Genomic DNA, 21,161 nt, shown 5'->3' with positions numbered 1-21,161 from the left:
TTTACCGAACGGCTATTTTGCTATCCCGGCCTGCATCAGGCTATGTACGCTGGCTAGTAGATGGTCAGGCAGCAGTGGTTTGAGTCGAAATGTAACCTCAAGTCCTGCATACTCCGACTCGGCCTCGTCCAGGCCACTGATGACTAGCACAGGAAGCATAGGATGCGTCTTGCGCAAGGCTTTCACGAAGTCTGCACCATTCATTCCGGGCATAAAGTGGTCGGTAATGACGAGGCTGACAGCGGACGTGGTGTCGCCGTTTCGGATATGCTCAAGGGCTCGTTCGGGATTGAGCGCGGCAATAACGAAGTACCCGGCCCGCTTCAGGATTGTCTGTCTGGTCGCTGCCTGAATAGCATTATCGTCAATCAACAAAATAGCTTTCATCTTAGTGCCGCCCCAAGGGAGAGAAAGTAAAACAGGTGGTCCAAAGTCTGATTTGCACTCTTATAACCATCTCGTATGCTCGCTAAAGCATGTGTTTATCGAGCGTATTTCTGACTGTGATGCAAAGTTGGGCAAAGTAGTGACTTACGCTGCGCAACTTTTTCATGTTATCCAAATTAAATTCAATGAGAATTATCCTGGTAGGCTGTGCCTTGAAAATGAAGAAACATGCTCCCTTCTGGACTTGCATGGGCGCAACCGTTTACAGTCTCTCAAGAAGCATTCCACTCCAGCCCACTGGAAATAAAAGGCTACCGTGAATCTGACCATCATTGACTGGCTAATCATGCTGGTCTACTTCGTCTTCGTTCTGGGCATCGGCTTTGCCCTGAAGCGCTACATGCGCACCTCCAATGACTTCTTCCTTGCAGGGCGGTCCATTCCGGCATGGGTCTGCGGGCTGGCCTTCATCTCGGCCAATCTCGGAGCACAAGAGGTCATCGGGATGGGTGCTTCGGGCGCCAAATACGGTATCGTCACCAGCCAGTTTTATTGGATTGGAGCGATCCCCGCGATGGTTTTCGTCGGCATCTTCATGATGCCGTTCTACTACGGTTCGAAGGCCCGCTCTGTGCCTGAGTTTCTGCGCCTCCGCTTCGACGAAAAGACGCGTGCTGTCAATGCCTTCTCGTTCGCTATCATGACTGTGATCAGCTCGGGCATCTCGATGTACGCGATGGCGCTTTTGATTCAGACACTTGGGCTCTTTCACGGCATTATTCCTGACCAATACATCTTCCATGTCTCGATTATTCTGTCTGCCGTCATCGTGCTTGGATATATCTTTCTGGGCGGCCTCACAAGCGCCATCTATAACGAAGTGCTGCAGTTCTTCCTGATCGTTGCTGGTTTTGCGCCGCTGGTTTGGATTGGTCTCAAGAACGTCGGAGGATGGCAGGGAATAAAACGCACTCTTCCGGCGACAATGACGCACTCTTGGCGTGGTATGGCGCACGCTTCGACCAATACACTCGGCGTCGAATGGGTCGGTTTGGCGATGGGGCTTGGCTTCGTCCTGAGTTTTGGCTACTGGTGTACGGACTTCCTCGTTATTCAACGAGCCATGGCCGCGGACTCCGAAGTTTCGGCGCGTCGAGTGCCGCTGATTGCTTCCATTCCGAAGATGTTCTTTCCGTTTCTCGTGATTCTGCCTGGTCTGATCGCCGTGAGCGTAACCTCGCACATGGGCGTGACGCATTCTGCGGTGTATGCGACGACTGCGCCAAATGGCCGCGTCCTTCCTCTCGATGAGCAGCATCCTCACGGCATCATCCCGCAAAAAATTGACCCTATCAGCGGCAAGCCAGTGGTGGACTCGAATGGCATTCCGGTCTACAACTACGATCTCGCCATTCCGATGATGCTGTTGAACTTCTTCCCGACGGGTATTCTGGGCCTTGGACTGACCGCGCTGTTGGCTAGCTTTATGTCGGGTATGGCAGGCAACGTCACAGCATTCAATACTGTCTGGACGTATGACATCTATCAGGCATACATCAACAAGAAAGCCACGGATGAGCACTACCTTTGGATGGGCCGAATGTCGACCATTGGAGGTATTCTGCTGTCCGTCGGGGCAGCCTACGCGGTTACAAACTTCAACAACATCATGGACGCGTTGCAGTTGATCTTCTCGATCGTCAATGCGCCGCTGTTTGCTACTTTTCTGCTCGGAATGTTCTGGAAGCGCACCACTGGCCACGGCGCTTTCACTGGACTAATCGCAGGCACACTCGCGGCATTGGTACATCACGGTCTCACATTGCCAGCAGCCGCGACAGCAGGCATCCACGGCGGCTGGATTCATATCATTCATCGCTATCCCAGCGATATGGCGCAAAACTTCTGGACCGCAATCTTCGCGTTCGGGGTGAACTTTGTCGTCACCATTCTGGTGAGCCTGGCGACGCGACCAAGGCCTGAACCGGAGCTCGTCGGTCTTGTCTATTCGCTAACTCCTAAACCCGTTGAAACACACTTAAGCTGGTATCAGAAGCCTTCGACGTTGGCCATTGCCGTACTGGCAATGCTCGTCCTCCTTAACCTAGTTTTTGCCTAAAAGCAGTAGAAAGTCATTGACTGCTAGTCGAACGACCGTTTCTCCTGCAGCCAACAATAACAACCGGAGCACCTATGGGACTCGACATCCGCATTCCTCTTGGCCTCATCTTCATGATTACTGGCGGGCTGATGACCGTCTGGGGCGTGTTCACACGGCATAGCGCCATCTATGTCCGCTCAATGGGCGTAAACATGAACCTGTGGTGGGGGCTCGTTATGCTTATCTTTGGGATTGTCATGTTTGTCGTTGGGCGGCGGCAGAAATGGCAGGATGATCCTGTTGGCCCTCGCCCGTGGGAGCGTGAAGGCGACCGTCCTTCACATTAGGACGGTCGCACAGCATTCATTGATGCCTGAAGATGGGGCAGCTTATTGTACGTGTTGAATGGCTTTGACGGCGATTGCGTTGGGGGATCGGCCAGAAGGAAGAATGGTAAATAGTCCCGGTCCGTTTTTGCCTTGTGTGCGGATCACAGCCACGTCACCCGAGTGAGCATCGGCAGCAAGTAGGAGATACTGGTTCTCCGAAAAGGCAAGCGAGTCGGGAGCTGAGCCTGTGTGTACCGTGTTGACGACATGGCCGTCGTCGATGCTGTAGAGACTGAGGGAATCGGAACTGAAGTTTGAGACCCAGAGATCGCTGTTGTTACCGGCGACGATCCCTCCTGTCGGCTTGTTGACAACCGAGTAGGTGCCGATCACCTGGTTGTTCCAGGTGTCTACTTCGGAGATAGAGTCGGAGCCAAAGTTTGAAACGAAGATCTCGCCACCGTCTGGTTTGAGCGCAAGATGAACTGGCGTCTTTCCGACATCGAGCAACGTTAGCAGATGGTCTGTCAACTGCGTTGGGTCCTGGCGCGCAGGCCATGATCCGGGCGCGGCCGCCAGTTGAACGGCCATGATCTTATGTCCGCCGGAACACGCCACGAAGACCTTGGACGAGTCAGGAAGGATAACAGCATCAGTAGCACCAGAGCATCCGGAGAAGGTTGCGCGGAGCTTCAATTCAGGAGTGTCCGAGGGGGAATAGGGTTGGGCAATGTCGTAAAGGCTGACTGAGTTCGAGCCACGGTTAGTGACAACTAGGGTGCGCCCGTCGGGCGAGACACGGGCTACACCGGGCTGGTCGCCGGTGCTAACGGTGGCGACTTCTCGGCGGCGGTCAAGGTCAAGTACACTGACCGAGTTCGAGCCAGCATTGGGGACGTAGGCTCGGCGACCATTGGGTGACACCGCGATGAAGTATGGTAATCGGTGCACCGAGATAGCCGCTACAACTTGGTTCGTTGCAGCGTTAATTACCGAAACTGACCCAGAAGAGCTGTCCGGCTGTGTGTTGACTGCATAAACCTCATTGCGGCGCGGGTTTGCAGCAATTCCTGAAGGATCCTGGCCAACCTGCAGGGTACGGTCCTGGCGCAGATATACCAAGTCGAGCACCGTAACGGTATTCGAACCTCCATTGGTAACGTAGGCGTACTCTTGGTATCCCTTGGGAAGGGTAGGGAATCCGTAGCGGGAGCAGCCGGTGACGGTAGCCAGTAGGGCCAGCGTGGTGGCTGCAACCAGTTGGCGAAGATGGGGCATAGCAATGAAAGTCACTGGTTTGGAGTCTAAATTGTCTTACAGTTTGGCCGAAACCTTTTTGCCTGAGATGTGTTCACCGAAGTGACGCGAAGAGTGAATACGGAAGCTCTCGTGTCATCTGCACTCTTTCTCGGACAACGAAGCTGGCATGTGTTTGCAGCTTCGTTGCTTTTTGTTCACTGGCGGATGGGCTTTGTTTTGCGCCATTGCCAGAGTACCCATGCAAAATAGCCGCCCTGCACCACCCAAATGGTGATATAGGCGAAGAGGAGATGGCTATGCTCCATTGTGCTGAGGTTAAAGAAGGAGTGCCAAGTCATTGGGAGATCTCCAGAGAGGCTTCGATAGCGACGAGTGCTGCTTCCTGCTCGGCTGCTTGACGGCGACGCTCAAGAACGTAGCGGAAGATGAGGATGAAGGTTCCCCAGAGCGCCCACCCGGCGAAGTTCCACAGGAAGGCCGGAAGCATGGTCTTATCCATACCAGAATCGGGGCCGCCGAAGAAAACCGGCGCTGGGTGTTGGGTGCGCCACCAGCGGATCGACATGAAGTTGATAGGGACGTCAATGGCCGCGAAGATCGAAAGAACCGCAGCGATGGTCTGGGTCTGGCCGGTGGCGGAGTAGCGGCGCACGGCAAGATAGGCGACATAAAGCAGCCAGAGCAGAAGCTCGGCTGTCAGGCGATAATCCCATGTCCACCAGATGCCCCAGGTAGCGCGTCCCCACAGCATGCCGGTGAGCAGGCAGACAGTGGTGTAGACGATGGCGACTTCGGCTGCGGCGAGGGCGAGTGCATCGGCGGCGAGGGCTTTGAGGGGGTCGCGACGACGCCAGTACAGGAAGGCCAGCGAGGCAAGGAAGTTGACGTAAGGGAAGACCAGGCTCAGCATGGCGCTGGGCACGTGGTAGTAGAAGATGCGTCCGATGTCGCCTTGCGCGGCGTCGGCTGGCGTAAGGAAGATAGCCTCGCGGAAGCCTATGACGAGTACGGCAAGGCTTGCTATAAGCCAGGGCCAAGCGGCGATGCGGAGAATGGATCGACGTGACACGATAGGTTCTATTCTACCGCTTCGAGCTCTGAGATCGACTACTCCGCGTTCAGTACAGTTTCGAACAGAAGAATACAGGCTGTTGTGAAGATGATGTCATAGCCGGCGATGCCTTTGATCCACGAGTTGATCTGAATTGGGTCGAGGTCCCCTGAAAGCACGCCCGTGGTTGCCTGCACCATCGCCAGCAGAGCAGGTAAGGAGATCGGCAACAGCAATAGTGGTAGTAAAAGTTCACGGCTACGCGCCCGCAGACCGAGCGCGGCAAAAAACGTGCCATTGACAATCAACGCCCAGGTACCCAGCGGGAGAATCAGTGCAAGCAGCCAGACATCTCCTAGCGGATGCAGATTGAAGAAGACAATGAAAATCGGGGCCATGACTGCCTCGACGACTAGGACGAAAACCATGTTAGCGAGAGCTTTGCCAAGAAAAAGCGCAGATGCTGGCGCTGGCGTCATACGTTGCGCCTCAAGGACCTGATTGCGAAGCTCACGTGTCCACGATTGGTTGAGCGCCGTGATGGAAGCGAAGAGTAGCGCAACCCACAAAATGGCACCGGTAACCTGTCGCGTTGTCGAAGGAAATCCGGTCGGGTCGAACGCGAGACCGAAGACAACGACCACGAGCAACGCGAAGAAGAGCATTCCATTGATGGAATCGCGCGAGCGCCACTCCAGGCGGAGGTCCTTGCGGAGATGGGTTAACAGGTGGATGAAGTAGCTCATGCTTTCGTCAGATCGGCGAGCGTGGCCGAGGTTGCGCGAAGGTAGTCTGCCGGAGCGAGCAGTAGTTGCAACCCGCGCTGGCCAGCCGAGATGGAGATGATGTCGTGCAACTCGATGGTCTCATCGGCAAAGGCGGGGAAGGGTTTGCGCGCGGCCATCACAGTGACGCCTCCTCGGATGTAGCCTGTCAGCGGCTCAACGTCTTTAAGCGAGACCAGCTCAGCCTTCTTCGCACCTGATGAATGGGCTAATTTCTTAAGGTCGAGTTCAGCATCACCGGGGATGACGGCGAAGACGTGTTCGCCTGTGTTGGTCTGAGCAAGCAGTGTCTTGAAGACCTGCTCTGGCGGCAAGCCAACTTTACGCGCAACGGTGATGGCTGTCAGATCGTTCGGGTCAACCTCATAAGCCCGCATCTCGTATGCAATACCCAGGCCATCGAGAAATCGTGCGGCATTGGTCTTGGCGGAAGATTGGTTCTTCATCTTGTTCGCGTCTCGACAATCTGCCCGGCGCGCATAACCAGCGTGGTATCGGCGAGCGGCTCAGCGAAGTGCGCCTGGTGTGTGGTCAGCAAAATGGTGCGGCTGTCTCCACCCTGCACAGGCCAGGTACGAAAGTCGGCAAGCAGCTCAACCATGTGGTTCGCCGAAGTCACATCCAGGTTTGAGAACGGCTCGTCGAGCAGCAGCAGCTCGGGATCAGTTTGCAGCACGCGGGCCAGCGACGCGCGCTGCCTCATGCCTTGCGAATACTGGCCAATTGGGCGATTGAGAGATGGATCGAGTCCAACCGCACGTAGCGCCATCTCCGGGCTACCAACACAGGCACAGCTTCCTTCGCGATGCAGCGAGGCAAAGTAGGAGAGGTTCTCCATCGCAGTCAACTCTTCATAGAGCATGGTGGCGTGGCTCATATAAGCAACGCGGCGGCGTTGTTTATGGGGCTGCTCTCCGAATACGGTAGCCTTGCCTCGCGTTGGTGTAATGAGTCCAGCCATGATGCGCAGTAGCGTTGATTTACCTGCGCCGTTTTCTCCCAGAATGACCGTGCATGTCCCCGCCGCGAAACTGGTCGAGATGTTCCGGAGTGCAGCGAAGTTGCCATAGATTTTGGAGACCGAGTCGAGCGTTGCGGCGTCAACGATCGCGGCGCGAGTTGTGGCTCTATCTGACAGGATGTCTCCTCTCCGCTCGACTCAAAAACTATAAAGCAGTTTAGCGGGAAGGCAGAGCAGCAGCGGTGTTCGTTGCTGTGGTCGTTGTCGCAGGAGTTTTAGGCGCAGCTGGAGCATACTTCGAAGCGCACTTGGCCTGAAGCAGTGTTGCGTGGAAGACTCCATCGCGTCCATAGGTTCCGACGGCCAGCGCCTGTGCATCGTCTTTGAAGGTGTCGGGCGGCGGCTCTGTACCCTTGTAGCTGACGGCGAGCTTGCGGCCCTGCTCGACGAGGTCGAAGTCAACAAAGGTACCTTGGCGGTGAATGCTTCCTCGAGCGACATTGCCGGCAACACGCAGATGTCGCACATAGGCTTTGCTGCCCATGCCCTGGAGTTCGCTGATCGTGACGTAGTAGCTCTTATTGTCCTGCGCGCCGGTGAACGCGAGCCAGCCGACAGTGGCGACGATAATGACGGCGGCGATAACGATCCTGATCTGGCTCTTCCGGGCTTCGGTGGACATGGCTTGTTCTTTTAGTGTACGAGCTTACGCCGGATTTTTCGAGAGGAGCGGTATTCGCCGGGTCATCGGATTTGCTCGCGCAAGCGGCGTATACTAACTCGATAATAGCGCCGTTTTGAGCGAGGAATAATTCAATGAGCAGCAATGGACACAGCGTGCAGGGTGGGGCCGGCAACGGCAATGGTTACAAGGTGCCAACGGGCCGCGAAGAGTGGATCGTCAAGCGCAAGGCTGAGGCTGAGCGCAGTGACGACTGGAACATGTCACAGATGCATTTCGCTCGCAAGGGGCTGATTACTGAAGAGATGGCGTTCGTCGCGCAGCGCGAGAAAATTTCGCCGGAGCTTGTGCGCAGCGAGGTGGCAAAGGGGACGATGATTATCCCCGCGAACATCAACCATGTTGAACTGGAGCCAATGGCTATCGGTGTCGAATCGCTGTGCAAGATCAATGCGAACATCGGCAACTCTGCGTTGGTATCGAACGTAGATGAAGAGTTGCGTAAGCTGCATACGGCGGTCCATTTTGGCGCTGACACGGTGATGGATCTCTCAACCGGCGGCGATATTCCGATGATCCGCGAGGCCATCCTTCGGCATTCTCCTGTACCGATTGGCACTGTTCCGCTGTACGAAGCGCTCTCACGTGTGAAGCGTGTGGAGGACCTGAACATCGACCTCTACCTCGAAGTGATTGAGGAACAGGCGCAGCAGGGCGTTGATTACTTCACCATCCACGCGGGCGTGCTGATCCAATACATTCCGATGGTGGCCAAGCGCATCACGGGCATCGTAAGCCGCGGGGGCGCAATCATGGCGCAGTGGATGACGGCACACCACAAGCAAAACTTCCTCTATGAAAACTTCGACCGCATCACGAAGATCATGGCGAAGTATGACGTGAGCTATTCACTGGGAGATGGTTTGCGTCCTGGCTGCGTGGCCGATGCCAGCGATGAGGCACAGTTTGCTGAGTTGAAGACGCTGGGCGAGTTGACGCGCGAGGCATGGAAGTCTGATGTGCAGGTGATGATCGAAGGCCCTGGTCACATCCCGATGGACAAGATCAAGGAGCAGGTGGACAAGGAAGTCGAGTTCTGTGATGGTGCTCCGTTCTACGTGCTCGGACCACTTGTCACGGACATTGCTCCTGGCTATGACCACATCACGAGCGCAATCGGCGCGGCGATGATTGGCTGGCACGGTGCGGCGATGCTCTGCTATGTAACGCCGAAGGAACACCTCGGCCTGCCCAACGAAAAAGATGTGAAGGACGGCATCATAGCCTACAAAATTGCCGCGCACGCGGCGGACATTGCGCGGCATCGCCCGGGTGCACGCGATCGCGACGACGCAATCAGCTATGCCCGCTACACCTTTGATTGGGACAAACAATTTGCGCTTTCGCTTGACCCCGATACCGCGCGTGGCATGCACGACGAGACACTGCCGGACGACTACTACAAAGAGGCGGCGTTCTGCTCGATGTGCGGGCCGAAGTTCTGCAGCATGAACTGGTCGAGCAAAGTTGACGAGTTCAACGCTCGTGAGCATGGGCTGAAGAAGACAGACCTGACGCAGATTGTTACCGAGCAGATGGCGCTGCGGGGATAGGGAGCCAAGACCACATCTGAGCGGTTTCATCGCGACTGGAGGATGAGTGGAGAGGCGTTGCCGGATTGGACAGCATGGATTTGGGATCATTCTGCTGCTCAGCCTTGCCGCCTCGCCCCATTTCATCCTCGGTCAGAAGACACCACCTACCCTTGACACAATCCTGCAGCAGCTTGAAGGCAACTTAGAACACTACGATAAGCAAGTTCCCGATTTCTTCTGTAGTGAACACGCCGTGTCGTCTTTGGCTTATGGGAAACAGCGCCAATACTCGGTCACGGATTCGATCTTTCGTGTGACGCGTACCGCATCGGGGTTGCTCACTGAGTTGCATGAGACAAAAACACCGGATGGAGCTGCGACGACTCAAGTGAACATGGGTGGCCCGGTGACTCTAAGCGGTGTCTTTTCCGGTGGCCTTGACGCGGTATCTCTTAAGCAGAAGAGTTGCATGAGCTACACACTCCAGCCCATCTCATCGGAACATCCGGGCGGACCATACATCGTGCAATTCGCAACGAAGCCCAATCTTGAAGCCCGCTCGGGGTGTGTTATTCGAGAGCAGGGGAGTGGTCGAGTATGGGTTGACCCAATCACCATGCAAGTGACTCGGATGGAGCTTACGGCACCGCATCACAAGATCACTCCAACGGAAGTAGGCGCCTGGGAACTGTCTATTGACTATGCGCCGGTTTTACTTGATGGGCAGAAATTCTGGATGCCTTCGATCATTACTTCGACCATGACGCCAGACAATGCTTACACGCCGACGGTCTATTCATTCCTCGCTCGATACTCCAACTACCATAAGTTGGAGGTTACATCTCATATCGTTCCCATTCACTGAAAACTGCTGCTGACAGGCAAGGATAAAGGCCGCATCCAGGTTCGGACTGCGGCCTTCCGGTTTAACGGCGAACTTGATATTCAGTTTGTACCGGAGCTATTGCTACAAACGACTTGCGCCGGGAACGCAGTGGGCTGCGATGGGCTTCTTTTGGTGCTTGCTCAGTGCCAGATTTCTCGAAGCGATCAAGCTGAACGGCGCTGAAGTTAAATGCCATCCCAGCAACCCGATGAAGCAGCAGTGTGGGCGTCGGTTGGCTGCAACGCACCCTGTATGGCCCTAGGGTGGCGGTAGGTCTTTTAGAAAGTATTCTTTTCCTCCCGATCTGCGCGCATGGCGAGCAGTGCTGGGGCAATTATCATAGCGAGGAAGACTAAAGCAAGAACCACGTCATGAATCATCGGGAGGGCTCCTTGCGGGCGGCTTAAGCCGTCACATGCAACATGATGGAGTCGTTTTTATGAGACGAACATCCCCCTTCAAGCTGTTGACGTAACCCGAAAGTTGCAGCCTCACGCCATGCAAGTGGCAGTCATTTTGCCGCTTGCTCAAGAATGGCTGCAGAACGGTTAAGAGCCTGCGCCAGGGCTGTTATTTGTGCTTGCGCCAAGGGGGCATCCTGGGCCTCGATGGCCTCATTCACCCCGGGAATGACAACGGCAGCATATCCGGTGTACTCACCGGGGGCGTAGATTGTGTGCTTGTACCATGGCCTCTTCGGCAGGCCCGCCGGATTGAGCAGGGCTTCCTCTGCTGCCCTCAATGCATGATTCAGTGTCGCAGTATTTGGTGGAGGCGTTTCCTGAATGTGGTGAATGTCTTCACCAGCATTGGCGAACCGCTGAGCGGCCGCATTGGCGGCGGTAAAGTCGAGAGAGAGATTCAGCGCAGTGGCGTGCCGCTGTGCCGCGTGAACGTAGCCGACGATGTCCGCGCCATAGACTTGGTAGTCATACGGCAAAATGTCCGCATCTGCCATGTGTAGTGCTTCGAGTCCAAAGACCCGTGCCTGCTGCTGCTCGTAGACGAACGTTGGATCTGCAAACTTTGTAAACCAGTTGTAGTTGTCGAAGACAGAGTGATAGACCCCGTAAGGACCGCTGGAGCCTATGTCTGTAGAGGGCACACCAAGATGTTGGAGAAAGGGTGTGTAATCAGAGCCAGAGCCGAGATTGCCAATCCTTACATCGTTCTCTCCCGGTGTCTCTGGTCGAAATTGCCTGTGGGTGCTGGCGCGCATTGCATCGGCTGCTTTTTGCGTTTGCTGCCATTGCGAATAGACAGTGCCGCCCTTGGGGCTCTGAACACGTTGAGTAATGTCACGCAGGAATGGCTTCAACGAGGGTACTGCTCCCGCCGTAAAGTTTGGGCCAGAGACACCAACGTCGGTGTTGAAATATGCAACAGCGTGAGCCAAATGATTTGCATACTGTTCGCACCACTCGGTTGATCCAATCAGTCCTTCTTCTTCGGCGTCCCAGGAAGCAAAGACAATGCGGCGTTTGGGTCGCCATCCCTGTTTGAGTAGCGCTCCAAAGCCATGCACGGCCTCCAGCATTGCCGCAGTACCGGAGTTCGGGTCAACAGCGCCATACACCCAGGCATCGCGATGGTTCCCCACAATGACCCAGTCTTCCTTCTCCGCGGGATCTGTACCATCAATCGTGCCAATTACGTCCCAGATCGTCCGCAACCGGGTGTCTTGTTCGAGATGCATATGCACGGTGACGACATTCGGGCCACCGTCTGCGCCAAGATGATAGGTGAAGGGCAAAGCGCCTTGCCATGAACGAGGCGATTCTTGACCACCAAGTGCCTTCAGAATGGGTGCAGCATCTTTGTACGAGAGCGGATTAGATGGGATCGAAGGCCAGTCTGCTTGAATTTTGTCAGCGGGAATGCGTTTCGATACAGGCAGGTCTGGAGTAGAAGCGATTCCAGGTGTCTCCGGGTCCCCCGGATAGATGGGCAGAAATTGCACAGATCCGCGTTGTACAGCAGTCGCAGGCCGCCATGGCCCCTTGGGATATACGTCACCACGGAAGTAGCCATCATCAGTTGGATCAGAGTAGATCAACACGCCAACCGCGCCGTATTTCTGAGCGATGTATACCTTCACCCCACGAAAGTTTGCGCCATAACGGACGAGGACGATCTTGCCCTTCACGCTGACACCCATCTTCTGCAGCTCTTTGAAGTCAGCTAGCTCGCCGTAATTGGCGTAGACAACGGGAGCGGTGACGTCTCCCGACGGAGATGAACCATTGAATGCGGGTAGTACGCGAGGGTCATCCTGATATGGATCGCCGCCGTACCGCTTGGGATCGACATGTTCCTGGGTTGGGCCAGACATGAGCTTGTCGCCATTGGCGTTGAATGCCTCAATCGAAATCCTAATAGGCTTGTTCAACAAAACGTTGTAGGGTACGATGCTCGTCTCAAGGCCGGCGGCCTTGAACTTATCCGCGACATACAACGCAGTCTTATAATCCTCCGGCGAACTGGCCCAGTGTGGTGCGGATGTAAGCGCCTTTAACTCTTCGCCTGCCATCTGGGCATCCGGAACTGCGAGAAAATCTGCATCCCACTGGGCTTGCTGAGCGAAATTCCGATAGCCAAAAACCTGTGCAACAGGTGTCTGAGCGAACGCCGGTGATAGAGGAAGCAGGCATACCAGCCCTTGCAATGTCAGGAATAGAAAATTTCGCAACGATGGCCTCGGAGAAATATGCAGCATGGGCGGAAAAGGTAGACTAACGCAGTTTATAGGTAGATGCGAAGTTGTTGGACTTAAAGAGCAATGCCCCGGCGTACGAACACGCCGGGGCCTGCTGACAGAATAAGGCAAGCCTACACAGTCTCTCCGCATGCCTTGCAACGGGTCGCCGCCAAGGGAATATCCGTGAGGCACTGTGGGCAGGGTTTGGTTGTAGCGGCTTCAGGGCCTTTGATTCTTTCGAGGAGCTTCTGAGTCGGCAACACGAGGAAGAAATAGATGACTGCAGCCAGGATGAGGAAGTTGATGCAGGCATTGATGAAGCTGCCATATTTGACCACTCCGCCATTAACATGAAGGACGAAGTTAGAGAAGTCCGGTTTGCCGACGATAGCGGCAATCAGTGGGCTGATCACGTCTCCCACAAGCGATTTGGTGATGTCTGAAAACGCAGCACCGATGATGACTGCAACGGCCAAATCCATAACATTGCCGCGCAGGACGAAGTCGCGGAATCCTTTAAGCATGTGTCGTATCTCCTGTGATGATGTGGTCTCGAAGAACGCGATACCCAGACTGTTCCGTTCTGCGCGAGTATATCGTACAAGTTGCAGACTTTAGCGAAACGGAGTGCTGCATGTAAAGAGAATTCTCATTCATCGTGTTGGCGCAAACCACGGCAGATATGGATACAGAAAGAAGAAGAGGATGATAAAGACCGACATCAGATCCATATAAAGCAGCAACAGAATACCTCCGGTATACAGGCTCCAACCTTTCCGCATACATAGCGCCGTATCGGCCATGCCAGTCAAAGCAATCAGCAAGGGAAACACCAGAAATCCAGTGGGGTGATTGCTAGGAAAGTGAGAGAGCCGGAATGATCCCAGCAGACTGACCAGCACCATGGTGCTGCCACGCACCAAGGAGTGCGTGTGCGGATTAAAGATCCCGGGTCTCACAATTGCTCTCTTCTTGAGGGCCTCTACAAAAAGCCCTTCGCTAAGAATAGAGGCAAATGCTAATGTCCTGCTCCCGGTGCAGGCGACGCTGCTGCGGATGGGTTGAGCGGGGGCAGATTTTTGATCGTCGCAATCGGCACCTCAATGGCACCGACGCGATTGCCTGTAAGGTCGTGGATGCCTATACGCAGGAAGTAGTTGCCCTTTGTTGGAACACTGACCTCCTGATGCCAGTGCAACCCAACTCGCAGTGAGCGCGCATAGGCCTCGGGTGGAAGATTTGCGTGAGTTCTGTTGTCAACCAAATTGATGACGTGGCCGTCCTGGTCATAGACGTAGGTGAGGAACTGTGCCGCGTCTTGGTGATACCCTCCTGTCGTTGCAGTCAACATAACGCGCGGATCAGCCGCAATGTCGATTGCATAACGGACGAAAGGGCCTTTGGTCTTGATGTTTGGGTTCAGCAGATTGCCAGGAGCTGGCTGTTCCTCAGCCGCAGCTGTCATTGGTCTTACGCGAGCTTTAAATATGATCTCTGTTGGATCCGGGCCGCCGCGCATCATCGCCGCTCGCATAGGGTCGCGGCCAAAGGGAGCATTCGCCGCGATCGTAGCTGGATCGATCTCTTTGCCTGCTTGATCGCCCGGAGGTACCGCGTAGTAGCCGCGCCGGTAGGCTAGCGTCAACCCGGGCCTGTTCACCCGAATCTCGATCTTGCGAAAGCTTCCGTCCCACTTCATATTGCTGGGCGAATAGGCAATGGTGTAGTAGTTCGAGCCGGATTCAATGGCTTTTGAGACCGCCTGGCTCAATCCGTTGGTGTTGTAGAAGGCGTGGCCGCCGGTTGATTCCGCCATCTGCGCCATTGTCATGTGTTCCTCGGCAGTCTTCTGTAGGAACTTAGCATTGGCTGCGCCGAATGCTCCTGGATTTTTTGCGAACCTGCTACCGGAGACTGAAGCATCATAGACTGGCGAAGTCATCAGGCCACGTGCATCTACCGGGTAAACGGCGACCTGGCTGAGTGTCAGCAGATTGGTGGTTTCTCGAAACTCGTCCTCCGAGCTGGCAACAGCGGCGAACGGATCCGCAAGATCACCATCCGGCATAATGTTGAGTGGAAATGCTCCTGAAAACCAGATCAAATTTTTGCGTCCTGGGATTCCAGACAGGTAACGTGCAAGCTGGTTCATGGCATCGAGGGTGTATTGCGTACGAAGCTGCTGCTTGAATGCCTGCATCGTAGCATCGAACTGCTGCATGTTAGCCATGACATCGGCTGTGCTTGGATCATTGCCAAAGCTGCTGAAGGAGTCCGCAACATTGTCTGAATCGACACCACTCACGGCATCGCCCAACAGCGGCGAGGCCTGTGGGTTTTTCTTGTCGACGAATGCTTTGAGCACCTCAGGGTCTGAGGTGAAACCTTGCAGCAGGGTTAGCCGTGTCGTTAAACCAAAGATTGCAATACGGGTGCCAGGGGTTGCGTGCTTGAGATATTGCTGAAGCTGGTAGCGAACATACGCTTGATCCTGCATGGGCGTATTAAGCGCATCCAGCAGAAGAATGTTGACCGCGCCTCCCGGTGGTGTTGGCGTGTAGTTGGTAAAGATGCCCTTCGGTAATGATGGCAGCGGTCCCAGCTTGGCTGCTTCGGCAGGCGACAGAGCAGTGTGCTCTTCAAAGTGCCGGATTTGTTGCGAGACGTTCTTCTCGAGCAGCGTGAAGTCAGACGCTGTCAGGTTATGGACAGGATTCTGGTGACTGTCCGTTACAACCACATCTACGATGACGAGGCGCGCGCCTGTGTACAGTGTTACGCCGGATTGTGTCGGCTGACTCTGACCAAATGAAAACGTCGCGCACGTAAAAAGAACAAGGGAACACCAAAGTTGAAACGAACGCAGCATAGTCTCTCCGGTAGGACCAATCTACTCGAACCCACAGACCATTGCGATGTTGCGGAAATTTCTTGGAAGCTGAACAAAATGCGCATAATTCCGCTAAGCGGAAGTTTTCACGTCAAGCCAATGCTATGAACCGCTAGATAGCGGCGAGTTCAGGCTCCGAGGCGGCTTGCTTCATCATCTCGGCGATGGATTGCTCATAAGGCGCACGTAATATGCCTCGTTCGGTGATGATTGCCGTGATGTACTTTGCCGGGGTCACATCGAATGCCGGATTCTCAATGGCTGCGCCATTGGGTGTCATCTGCCGTCCATTCGAGTGAGTGACCTCGGTGGCTGATCGCTGCTCGATCGGGATCAGATCGCCATGAGCCGTTGCTGGATCGATGGTCGAGAGTGGCGCAGCGACATAGAACGGAATGCCATGCTCCTTTGCCAGTACCGCTACCGAATAGGTACCGATCTTATTAGCCGTATCACCGTTGGCTGCGATGCGATCTGCTCCGACGATGACGGATTGGATCTTCCCTTGCCGCATCAGCGAACCGGCCATGTTGTCACACAGCACTGTCGTGGGAATATTGTCGTGTAGCAACTCCCACGCAGTAAGTCGTGCGCCCTGCAGATAAGGGCGAGTTTCGTCAGCGAAGACGTCGATCTTGTGACCGCGCTCAACTGCGGCGCGGATAACTCCAAGCGCAGTGCCATACCCGCAGGTCGCCAATGCTCCGGCGTTGCAGTGCGTCAGGACAGTACCTTGCTTGGGCAGTAGCTCGGCACCATGCGCTCCCATTGCCTTGCAGGCTGTGATGTCTTCGTCATACATCAGGCGTGATTCGGTGATGAGAGCCGCCTTGATCTCGGGAATTGTAGCGTTTGCGTCAGCGAGCGCGCTGTAGCGCTGTCGCATCCGCTCAATGGCCCAGAAGAGATTAACTGCGGTTGGTCGCGTGGCCGCAAGCGTGTCGCAGATCACAGCGACCTCGGTATTCAGCGTGGGAATATCCTTTGCGTGGCTCTGGTTGACGCCGAGTGCGACTCCCATCGCGGCTGAGACTCCAATAGCAGGCGCACCGCGGACAATCATGTCGCGGATGACAGTTGCGACCTGCTTGTAATCGGTAGCGAGAACGTAGGTCTCTTCCAATGGAAGTTTGGTCTGGTCGAGGAAATTAACGCCGTTGGGGAGCCATTCGAGAGTAGGGATCATGTCTCTCTTAGTTTATCGTGACGAGGGCGGATCGACCCAGCGAAGACGGTGTTCCAGACCGGCGGCTTGGAAAGCTTTCTGAATGACCTGCTTCGATTCGCTGAAGTGTGCCCAACCGTCGAAGTGCAGTGGCACAATGGTAGCTTCTGGCATGGCCTTGGCGACTTCGATACCGTCGGTGGCGGTCATCGTTAGGGGTGCGGGACCTGCGGCTTCGACACGGGCTGCTCCCATGTTCAGGACTGCGGTGGTAACACTGAGCCAGCGCGCGACTTCGGCTACGCCTTCGTACCAGACCGTGTCGCCGGAGACATAGATCACACCCTCGTTACCGGAGGGGCAGAGCGCGAAGCCAATAACCGGGCCGCTGCGGCCTCCGCAGCCGACCGGACCGTGGCGCGCTGGCGTTGCGGTGATAAGGAGCGGAGATCCGTCCGGCGTCGTTACTTTGATGGTTGTCCATGCCGCGAGTCCGATGGCATTGCCGCCGAGACGTTCGGCTCCAGCTTGTGTGGTAAGTACCGTCTTGGCTCTGGCGAGCGCTTCGCGACCAGAGCGGTCGAGGTTATCCGAGTGCTGATCGTGGCTGAGGAGGACGTAGTCGACAGGGGCAATGTCGTCGAAGGTCAGCGTGGGGCTGTGGAGCTTGCGGAGACCGCTCGGGTACTCCTCGCCGGCGAGGTCGAAGGTCGGGTCGGTGAGGAAGCGCAGCCCGTGAAATTCGATGAGGGCGGTTGGGCCGCCGATGTAGGTGATCTTGACCTCTTCCGTATCTCTGCTCACGTGGGCTCCCTGGATCGGCGTTTAGGGAATAGATGCGGTGCGGGACTTGGGGGCTCGGTGAATTTCTATGACGTTGAAGGAGTCGGTCTGGTGGCGGATTGCGCGCGAGACGGAGTAGAAGCGGTGACCACACTCGTTGCAGCGGCAGGCTGCGGCGAAGGGGAGCAGGACGCGCTCGAGCGCGTGGCGGCGGGTGCGGCGGATTTGCGCGGAGTCGCAGGCGGGGCAGGTTGATCGGAACACGGTGGCCTCTTGCTCAACGGTATCGGCGACACGGCGTCGGGTGGTAGTGGCGATGGTGGTTTTCTTAGGTGGAATTCCCAAAGCGGGAAATGTGGGCGGCGCGGACGTCTGTGGCGGTGAAGACCGAGAGGAATGGCGCGCCCGCCGCGGCGGCTTCGATGGCGGCGCGGCCGCCCTGCTCGCGGTCGACGAGGCAGAGGACTCCGGCGACGGTCATGCCGGACTCGCGGGTGGCTTCGATGGCGGTGATGGTGGAGCCGCCGGTGGTGCAGACGTCGTCGACGATGACGACCGGGGCGCCGGGGCGGAGGAAGCCTTCGATGCGGCGGCCGGTGCCGTGGGTCTTCTCGGCTTTGCGGACGAGGAATCCCTGGAGGAGTCTGGTGGCCGGGTCGGCGGGGTCGAGGCCTTGCTCGAGGGCGCGCCAGGCGGAGGCGCTGGCGGTGTTGGAGACGAGGGGGTCGGCTCCCATGGTGAGGCCGCCGACGGCTTCGGCGTGGGGGAAGTTCTGGAGGATGAGGTCGTGGAAGACGAGGCCGGCGAGGCGGCCGCCCTCGGCGTGGAGGGTGGTGGTGCGGCAGTCGATGTAGTAGTCGGACTTCTGGCCGCTGGCGAGGGTGAAGTCACCGAGGCGGAAGGAGAGGGTGGCGATGAGGTTGAGGAGGGTTTCTCGCTGGGATGTCATGGGTCGCTCTTGATTGTAGATGGTTCGGACCCCCCTCCCCCTACTTTTTGCGCAAAGTCTTCGATCGATGTGGGTTAAGTCTGGACTTCGGGTTTGCCTCCAGAATGGAAAAGCCCCGGCTTTTGGGCCGGGGCTTGATCTCTATTTCTATGATAGCAAGTGGGGAAAACTAAACCGCCAACTTTGGTGAAAATATATCTTGATTAGAATGAGTTGGTTGGCGTGATTTCCTCAAGTTGACTCTCTTGACAGCGATGATGGGCCTCTTGGGAGGGCTCAGGAATTTGTGGCGCGGGGGATTTGGGTCGTTTCGCCCTTCGGGCTTCACTCCGGCCTTCGGCAGAGCGGTGACGCCTTCGGCGTGGCGTCTTATTGGCACGCGTAAACGCGTGCCCTTCCACTAAAAATGGCGCTGTCCAACCCGAGATGAAAGGGCTGTGGAATAAAAATGGTTCGAGCTTTGCTCGAATAACCCACTCATGCCGCGATGAAGCTGCGTCATGAATGGGGCACCCGGCGTCTTGTTTATGGCATCCTTCGACTTCGCTCAGGACAGGCTCTGAAGCCGTGCCCTTCCACCGAAAAACCGCTGCGCGGCGGATGCGGATAGTGAAAGTAAAGGGGCTTGACACGAATTTTGCGGGAGATCGCAACATACAATTCGATGATGAGGTGCTAAAGGAGCGAGAGGATGCAGGATAACGCCACGATTGTTCGTCGCTTTACAGAGGAAGTGATTACTCAGGGAGATATGGATTTGGCTTCGCAGTTCGTGTGGGAGGATGTTGTCGAGCAGGTCCCGTTTCCCGGTCAGGGGCCGGGGCTGGAAGGCTTGAAGGATGTTCTGCGGGGAATGCGAGGTGCGTTTCCGGATCTGGTTTTTGCTATTCAGGAACAGGTCTCGGAGGGTGACAAGGTGGTGAGCCGCTTCGAGTGGACCGGGACGCATCGTGGGACGTTTCTTGGTGTGCCGGCGACGGGGCGGTCTGTTCGGGTGTGGGGGATGGTTATTGACCGGCTGGAGAAGGGCCGGATCAAGGACACACGGATCATCATGGATATTTTTGGCTTGATGATGCAGATGGGAGTGATTGCTCCGCCGGGGGAGTGATCTGGCTGTACCCGGCGGACGGACGATAAGCGCGTTTCCCGTTATTAACCCCGTCATCACTGCTCGAGCGAATGCTCAATAAGTGAATTGCCCTGATATCGACAACGGACATCCAGACGCATCTGTCAGGCTAGGCCGTTTCCCGTCCAAGTGCATTTCGCTCTTCCCAAAGAGGGTGAATTTCACTCTTTCCGTATTCCGCCGCGATACGATTGAAGCACGGAAACTATGCACCCCTAGTCGATGACGCGAGAAATACCATGAATGTCGACTTCAAAGCGGCATTGCGGGACCAGCTCACGTTTCTTTGCTCGTCGTGCGCCAGCTTCGACGCAGGCAACAAGAGAGAAGCCGTGCGAATCGCGACGATTGTGCGCATCCTTTTGCACGATTCTCGAAAAAGCTCAGTCTCGCTGCTTACCCACCTGGGCGCGAAAGAAAGCATCAGCCTTTCCAGCTCAGTCGAGGGTGAACCGCATCCTAGCGCGCCTTTCATGACGACGATGGTTCGCACTACTTTTCGAGTCGACGCCGAAGGCAAAGGCAGCACTGTTTACGGCGCTCCGCTCGATGCACGATACCTCTTACCTATGCCGGTAGATGCGTGGTGGAGCCAGGTGGTCTACATCCTCGGCCAGGTGCGATGCACTCGGAAGAGCTTAGTGCTGGACGCGGCAGACAAAGACGGCGGCGCTCACGTCGATGCGGCCCTTGCACCCGACTACGCAACAATCGCGACGACCGGCGAGCGTGGATGGTGGCATTACAAACAGCCCAACGATCCAGATGGCCCTTCGTATCCTGTTATGGATGTTCACCTGTTTTATCTTCGCCAGATAGGTTTCGAGGTTATGAACAGCCCTGAATTGCTGGCGCTCACCGTCTAAAATGACTAACGGCAGACCGAAGCCTGCCGCCGCCAGCACGAACCGCCTAGTTCAACCTCGGTGAAGGGCTGTCGTTCCGAAAAGTGTCCTTTACGGCACGGCCCGAAGACTGCTTATTGCTTCCCGTCTTCAAACAAAGCGATCAGCTCGGGCCATTTCTTCTGAACGCCGTTGCCCTTCTTTGTTTTCCCTTTGCACCATTCAATGGTTCCTCTGCCGATGCGAAGATCACCGAGATATACGTCTTTGTTGTCGTATACGCCTAGTTCGATTCCATTGTTTCCAAGGTCCATTGAAACACGGAGGTCTTTCACGCTAACTTTCATTCGTCTTCCCTCTCGGAGGAGTATACCCAAACCTGATGAGTGTCCCACAAAGGGTAAGTTTTGGGGCGAAATCGCTAAACGCTGAAATCACGGACTTCACAGTCCCGAATCTCAGTCCCAAAATGCATGCAGGGAGCGTATCAAAGGCCCTTCAGATCCGGCTTTGGTCCATGTCCCGAAATCTTGCCCCAAAAGCAAACCCAATTCTTTCCCGCATAGATTGGCCCGCGGCACCATCGAACTCACCTGGCTGGTTTGTCGCCTATGGTGATTTGTGCCTACCCAAGTCGGAATGATTCGTCGCGCATTAGGACG

General features: G+C 55.8%; 23 protein-coding genes. 6 read left to right on the top strand and 17 right to left on the bottom strand.

The features are described 5' to 3' along the window. Positions 1–12: 12 nt before the first annotated feature. On the bottom strand, positions 13–387 hold the full coding sequence (locus tag IEX36_RS03885) for a response regulator (RefSeq protein ID WP_188757992.1): 375 nt from the start codon (positions 385–387) through the stop codon (positions 13–15). 316 nt (positions 388–703) lie between these two features. On the opposite strand from IEX36_RS03885, the gene IEX36_RS03880 reads away from it, so the two are divergent. Further along, entirely contained in the window at positions 704–2,506 is a 1,803-nt protein-coding gene (locus IEX36_RS03880; RefSeq protein WP_188757991.1) for a sodium:solute symporter family protein, read from the top strand. A gap of 74 nt (positions 2,507–2,580) precedes the next feature. Further along, positions 2,581–2,835 carry a hypothetical protein gene (locus IEX36_RS03875; protein ID WP_188757990.1) on the top strand — a complete coding sequence of 85 codons (255 nt, stop codon included), beginning with the start codon at positions 2,581–2,583 and terminating at the stop codon, positions 2,833–2,835. Between the two features lie 42 nt (positions 2,836–2,877). Here IEX36_RS03875 and IEX36_RS03870 read toward each other — a convergent pair whose 3' ends face one another. From IEX36_RS03870 to IEX36_RS03845, 7 genes are all read right to left on the bottom strand, one after another. Next, the gene (locus IEX36_RS03870; protein ID WP_188757989.1) at positions 2,878–4,095 is read right to left on the bottom strand and encodes a YncE family protein; all 1,218 of its coding nucleotides are present in this window, start codon (positions 4,093–4,095) and stop codon (positions 2,878–2,880) included. 176 nt (positions 4,096–4,271) lie between these two features. Continuing rightward, on the bottom strand, positions 4,272–4,415 hold the full coding sequence (locus IEX36_RS17435) for a hypothetical protein (protein WP_229668689.1): 144 nt from the start codon (positions 4,413–4,415) through the stop codon (positions 4,272–4,274). Then, positions 4,412–5,146: a cytochrome c biogenesis protein CcsA gene (gene ccsA / locus IEX36_RS03865; protein WP_188757988.1), complete on the bottom strand. Its 735-nt coding sequence runs from the start codon at positions 5,144–5,146 to the stop codon at positions 4,412–4,414. Before ccsA ends, IEX36_RS17435 begins: the two co-directional genes overlap by 4 nt. A gap of 38 nt (positions 5,147–5,184) precedes the next feature. Beyond that, positions 5,185–5,874 (bottom strand): heme exporter protein CcmB, encoded by a 690-nt coding sequence (locus tag IEX36_RS03860; protein WP_188757987.1) that lies wholly within the window; start codon positions 5,872–5,874, stop codon positions 5,185–5,187. Next, positions 5,871–6,359 carry a Cys-tRNA(Pro) deacylase gene (gene ybaK, locus IEX36_RS03855; protein ID WP_188757986.1) on the bottom strand — a complete coding sequence of 163 codons (489 nt, stop codon included), beginning with the start codon at positions 6,357–6,359 and terminating at the stop codon, positions 5,871–5,873. The genes IEX36_RS03860 and ybaK overlap by 4 nt, the downstream gene beginning before the upstream one ends. Further along, on the bottom strand, positions 6,356–6,955 hold the full coding sequence (locus tag IEX36_RS03850; protein ID WP_308422310.1) for an ABC transporter ATP-binding protein: 600 nt from the start codon (positions 6,953–6,955) through the stop codon (positions 6,356–6,358). Before IEX36_RS03850 ends, ybaK begins: the two co-directional genes overlap by 4 nt. A 136-nt stretch (positions 6,956–7,091) precedes the next feature. After that, a complete protein-coding gene (locus IEX36_RS03845; RefSeq protein WP_188757985.1) occupies positions 7,092–7,556 on the bottom strand; it encodes a cytochrome c maturation protein CcmE in 465 nt (154 codons plus the stop codon). A 134-nt stretch (positions 7,557–7,690) separates the two neighbouring features. Between IEX36_RS03845 and thiC the strand changes: the two genes are divergently transcribed. Beyond that, on the top strand, positions 7,691–9,169 hold the full coding sequence (gene thiC / locus IEX36_RS03840; protein WP_188757984.1) for a phosphomethylpyrimidine synthase ThiC: 1,479 nt from the start codon (positions 7,691–7,693) through the stop codon (positions 9,167–9,169). A gap of 46 nt (positions 9,170–9,215) precedes the next feature. Beyond that, positions 9,216–10,016 (top strand): hypothetical protein, encoded by an 801-nt coding sequence (locus tag IEX36_RS03835; RefSeq protein WP_188757983.1) that lies wholly within the window; start codon positions 9,216–9,218, stop codon positions 10,014–10,016. Between the two features lie 532 nt (positions 10,017–10,548). On the opposite strand, the gene IEX36_RS03830 is transcribed toward IEX36_RS03835, so the two are convergent. The 8 genes from IEX36_RS03830 to pyrE form a co-directional block, all read right to left on the bottom strand. Beyond that, on the bottom strand, positions 10,549–12,567 hold the full coding sequence (locus IEX36_RS03830; RefSeq protein ID WP_229668688.1) for a M28 family metallopeptidase: 2,019 nt from the start codon (positions 12,565–12,567) through the stop codon (positions 10,549–10,551). A gap of 299 nt (positions 12,568–12,866) precedes the next feature. Further along, positions 12,867–13,259, bottom strand: a complete 393-nt coding sequence (gene mscL / locus IEX36_RS03825) for a large conductance mechanosensitive channel protein MscL (protein WP_188757981.1) — start codon at positions 13,257–13,259, stop codon at positions 12,867–12,869. 129 nt (positions 13,260–13,388) lie between these two features. Further along, on the bottom strand, positions 13,389–13,694 hold the full coding sequence (locus IEX36_RS03820) for a permease (RefSeq protein ID WP_229668687.1): 306 nt from the start codon (positions 13,692–13,694) through the stop codon (positions 13,389–13,391). Between the two features lie 59 nt (positions 13,695–13,753). After that, on the bottom strand, positions 13,754–15,604 hold the full coding sequence (locus IEX36_RS03815; RefSeq protein ID WP_188757980.1) for a VWA domain-containing protein: 1,851 nt from the start codon (positions 15,602–15,604) through the stop codon (positions 13,754–13,756). Between the two features lie 133 nt (positions 15,605–15,737). Next, positions 15,738–16,811, bottom strand: a complete 1,074-nt coding sequence (gene mtnA, locus IEX36_RS03810) for an S-methyl-5-thioribose-1-phosphate isomerase (protein ID WP_188757979.1) — start codon at positions 16,809–16,811, stop codon at positions 15,738–15,740. A gap of 12 nt (positions 16,812–16,823) precedes the next feature. Further along, positions 16,824–17,594, bottom strand: a complete 771-nt coding sequence (locus IEX36_RS03805) for an MBL fold metallo-hydrolase (protein WP_188757978.1) — start codon at positions 17,592–17,594, stop codon at positions 16,824–16,826. A 21-nt stretch (positions 17,595–17,615) separates the two neighbouring features. Then, positions 17,616–17,837 carry a hypothetical protein gene (locus tag IEX36_RS03800; protein WP_188757977.1) on the bottom strand — a complete coding sequence of 74 codons (222 nt, stop codon included), beginning with the start codon at positions 17,835–17,837 and terminating at the stop codon, positions 17,616–17,618. A gap of 64 nt (positions 17,838–17,901) precedes the next feature. Continuing rightward, the gene (pyrE, locus tag IEX36_RS03795; RefSeq protein WP_188757976.1) at positions 17,902–18,522 is read right to left on the bottom strand and encodes an orotate phosphoribosyltransferase; all 621 of its coding nucleotides are present in this window, start codon (positions 18,520–18,522) and stop codon (positions 17,902–17,904) included. Positions 18,523–19,213: 691 nt separating this feature from the next. Between pyrE and IEX36_RS03790 the strand changes: the two genes are divergently transcribed. Together IEX36_RS03790 and IEX36_RS03785 are read left to right on the top strand one after the other, a co-directional pair. Next, on the top strand, positions 19,214–19,633 hold the full coding sequence (locus IEX36_RS03790; RefSeq protein WP_188757975.1) for an ester cyclase: 420 nt from the start codon (positions 19,214–19,216) through the stop codon (positions 19,631–19,633). A gap of 260 nt (positions 19,634–19,893) precedes the next feature. After that, a complete protein-coding gene (locus IEX36_RS03785) occupies positions 19,894–20,520 on the top strand; it encodes a hypothetical protein (protein ID WP_188757974.1) in 627 nt (208 codons plus the stop codon). 113 nt (positions 20,521–20,633) lie between these two features. On the opposite strand, the gene IEX36_RS03780 is transcribed toward IEX36_RS03785, so the two are convergent. Next, complete coding sequence (locus tag IEX36_RS03780; protein ID WP_188757973.1) at positions 20,634–20,846, bottom strand: hypothetical protein; 213 nt, start codon at positions 20,844–20,846, stop codon at positions 20,634–20,636. Positions 20,847–21,161 lie beyond the last annotated feature (315 nt).

Origin of the sequence: Edaphobacter acidisoli, assembly GCF_014642855.1 — a bacterium.
Lineage (GTDB): Bacteria > Acidobacteriota > Terriglobia > Terriglobales > Acidobacteriaceae > Edaphobacter > Edaphobacter acidisoli.
This window is presented reverse-complemented; position numbering and strand designations above follow the sequence as displayed.

What these genes read in the sequence shown, in the direction of transcription:
- IEX36_RS03885 (WP_188757992.1), bottom strand. Translation starts at nt 387, where the DNA reads ATGAAAGCTATTTTGTTGATTGACGATAATGCTATTCAGGCAGCGACC.
- IEX36_RS03875 (WP_188757990.1), top strand. Translation starts at nt 2,581, where the DNA reads ATGGGACTCGACATCCGCATTCCTCTTGGCCTCATCTTCATGATTACT.
- IEX36_RS03870 (WP_188757989.1), bottom strand. Translation starts at nt 4,095, where the DNA reads ATGCCCCATCTTCGCCAACTGGTTGCAGCCACCACGCTGGCCCTACTG.
- IEX36_RS17435 (WP_229668689.1), bottom strand. Translation starts at nt 4,415, where the DNA reads ATGACTTGGCACTCCTTCTTTAACCTCAGCACAATGGAGCATAGCCAT.
- IEX36_RS03860 (WP_188757987.1), bottom strand. Translation starts at nt 5,874, where the DNA reads ATGAGCTACTTCATCCACCTGTTAACCCATCTCCGCAAGGACCTCCGC.
- ybaK (WP_188757986.1), bottom strand. Translation starts at nt 6,359, where the DNA reads ATGAAGAACCAATCTTCCGCCAAGACCAATGCCGCACGATTTCTCGAT.
- IEX36_RS03845 (WP_188757985.1), bottom strand. Translation starts at nt 7,556, where the DNA reads ATGTCCACCGAAGCCCGGAAGAGCCAGATCAGGATCGTTATCGCCGCC.
- thiC (WP_188757984.1), top strand. Translation starts at nt 7,691, where the DNA reads ATGAGCAGCAATGGACACAGCGTGCAGGGTGGGGCCGGCAACGGCAAT.
- IEX36_RS03830 (WP_229668688.1), bottom strand. Translation starts at nt 12,567, where the DNA reads ATGGCAGGCGAAGAGTTAAAGGCGCTTACATCCGCACCACACTGGGCC.
- mscL (WP_188757981.1), bottom strand. Translation starts at nt 13,259, where the DNA reads ATGCTTAAAGGATTCCGCGACTTCGTCCTGCGCGGCAATGTTATGGAT.
- IEX36_RS03815 (WP_188757980.1), bottom strand. Translation starts at nt 15,604, where the DNA reads ATGCTGCGTTCGTTTCAACTTTGGTGTTCCCTTGTTCTTTTTACGTGC.
- mtnA (WP_188757979.1), bottom strand. Translation starts at nt 16,811, where the DNA reads ATGATCCCTACTCTCGAATGGCTCCCCAACGGCGTTAATTTCCTCGAC.
- pyrE (WP_188757976.1), bottom strand. Translation starts at nt 18,522, where the DNA reads ATGACATCCCAGCGAGAAACCCTCCTCAACCTCATCGCCACCCTCTCC.
- IEX36_RS03790 (WP_188757975.1), top strand. Translation starts at nt 19,214, where the DNA reads ATGCAGGATAACGCCACGATTGTTCGTCGCTTTACAGAGGAAGTGATT.
- IEX36_RS03785 (WP_188757974.1), top strand. Translation starts at nt 19,894, where the DNA reads ATGAATGTCGACTTCAAAGCGGCATTGCGGGACCAGCTCACGTTTCTT.
- IEX36_RS03780 (WP_188757973.1), bottom strand. Translation starts at nt 20,846, where the DNA reads ATGAAAGTTAGCGTGAAAGACCTCCGTGTTTCAATGGACCTTGGAAAC.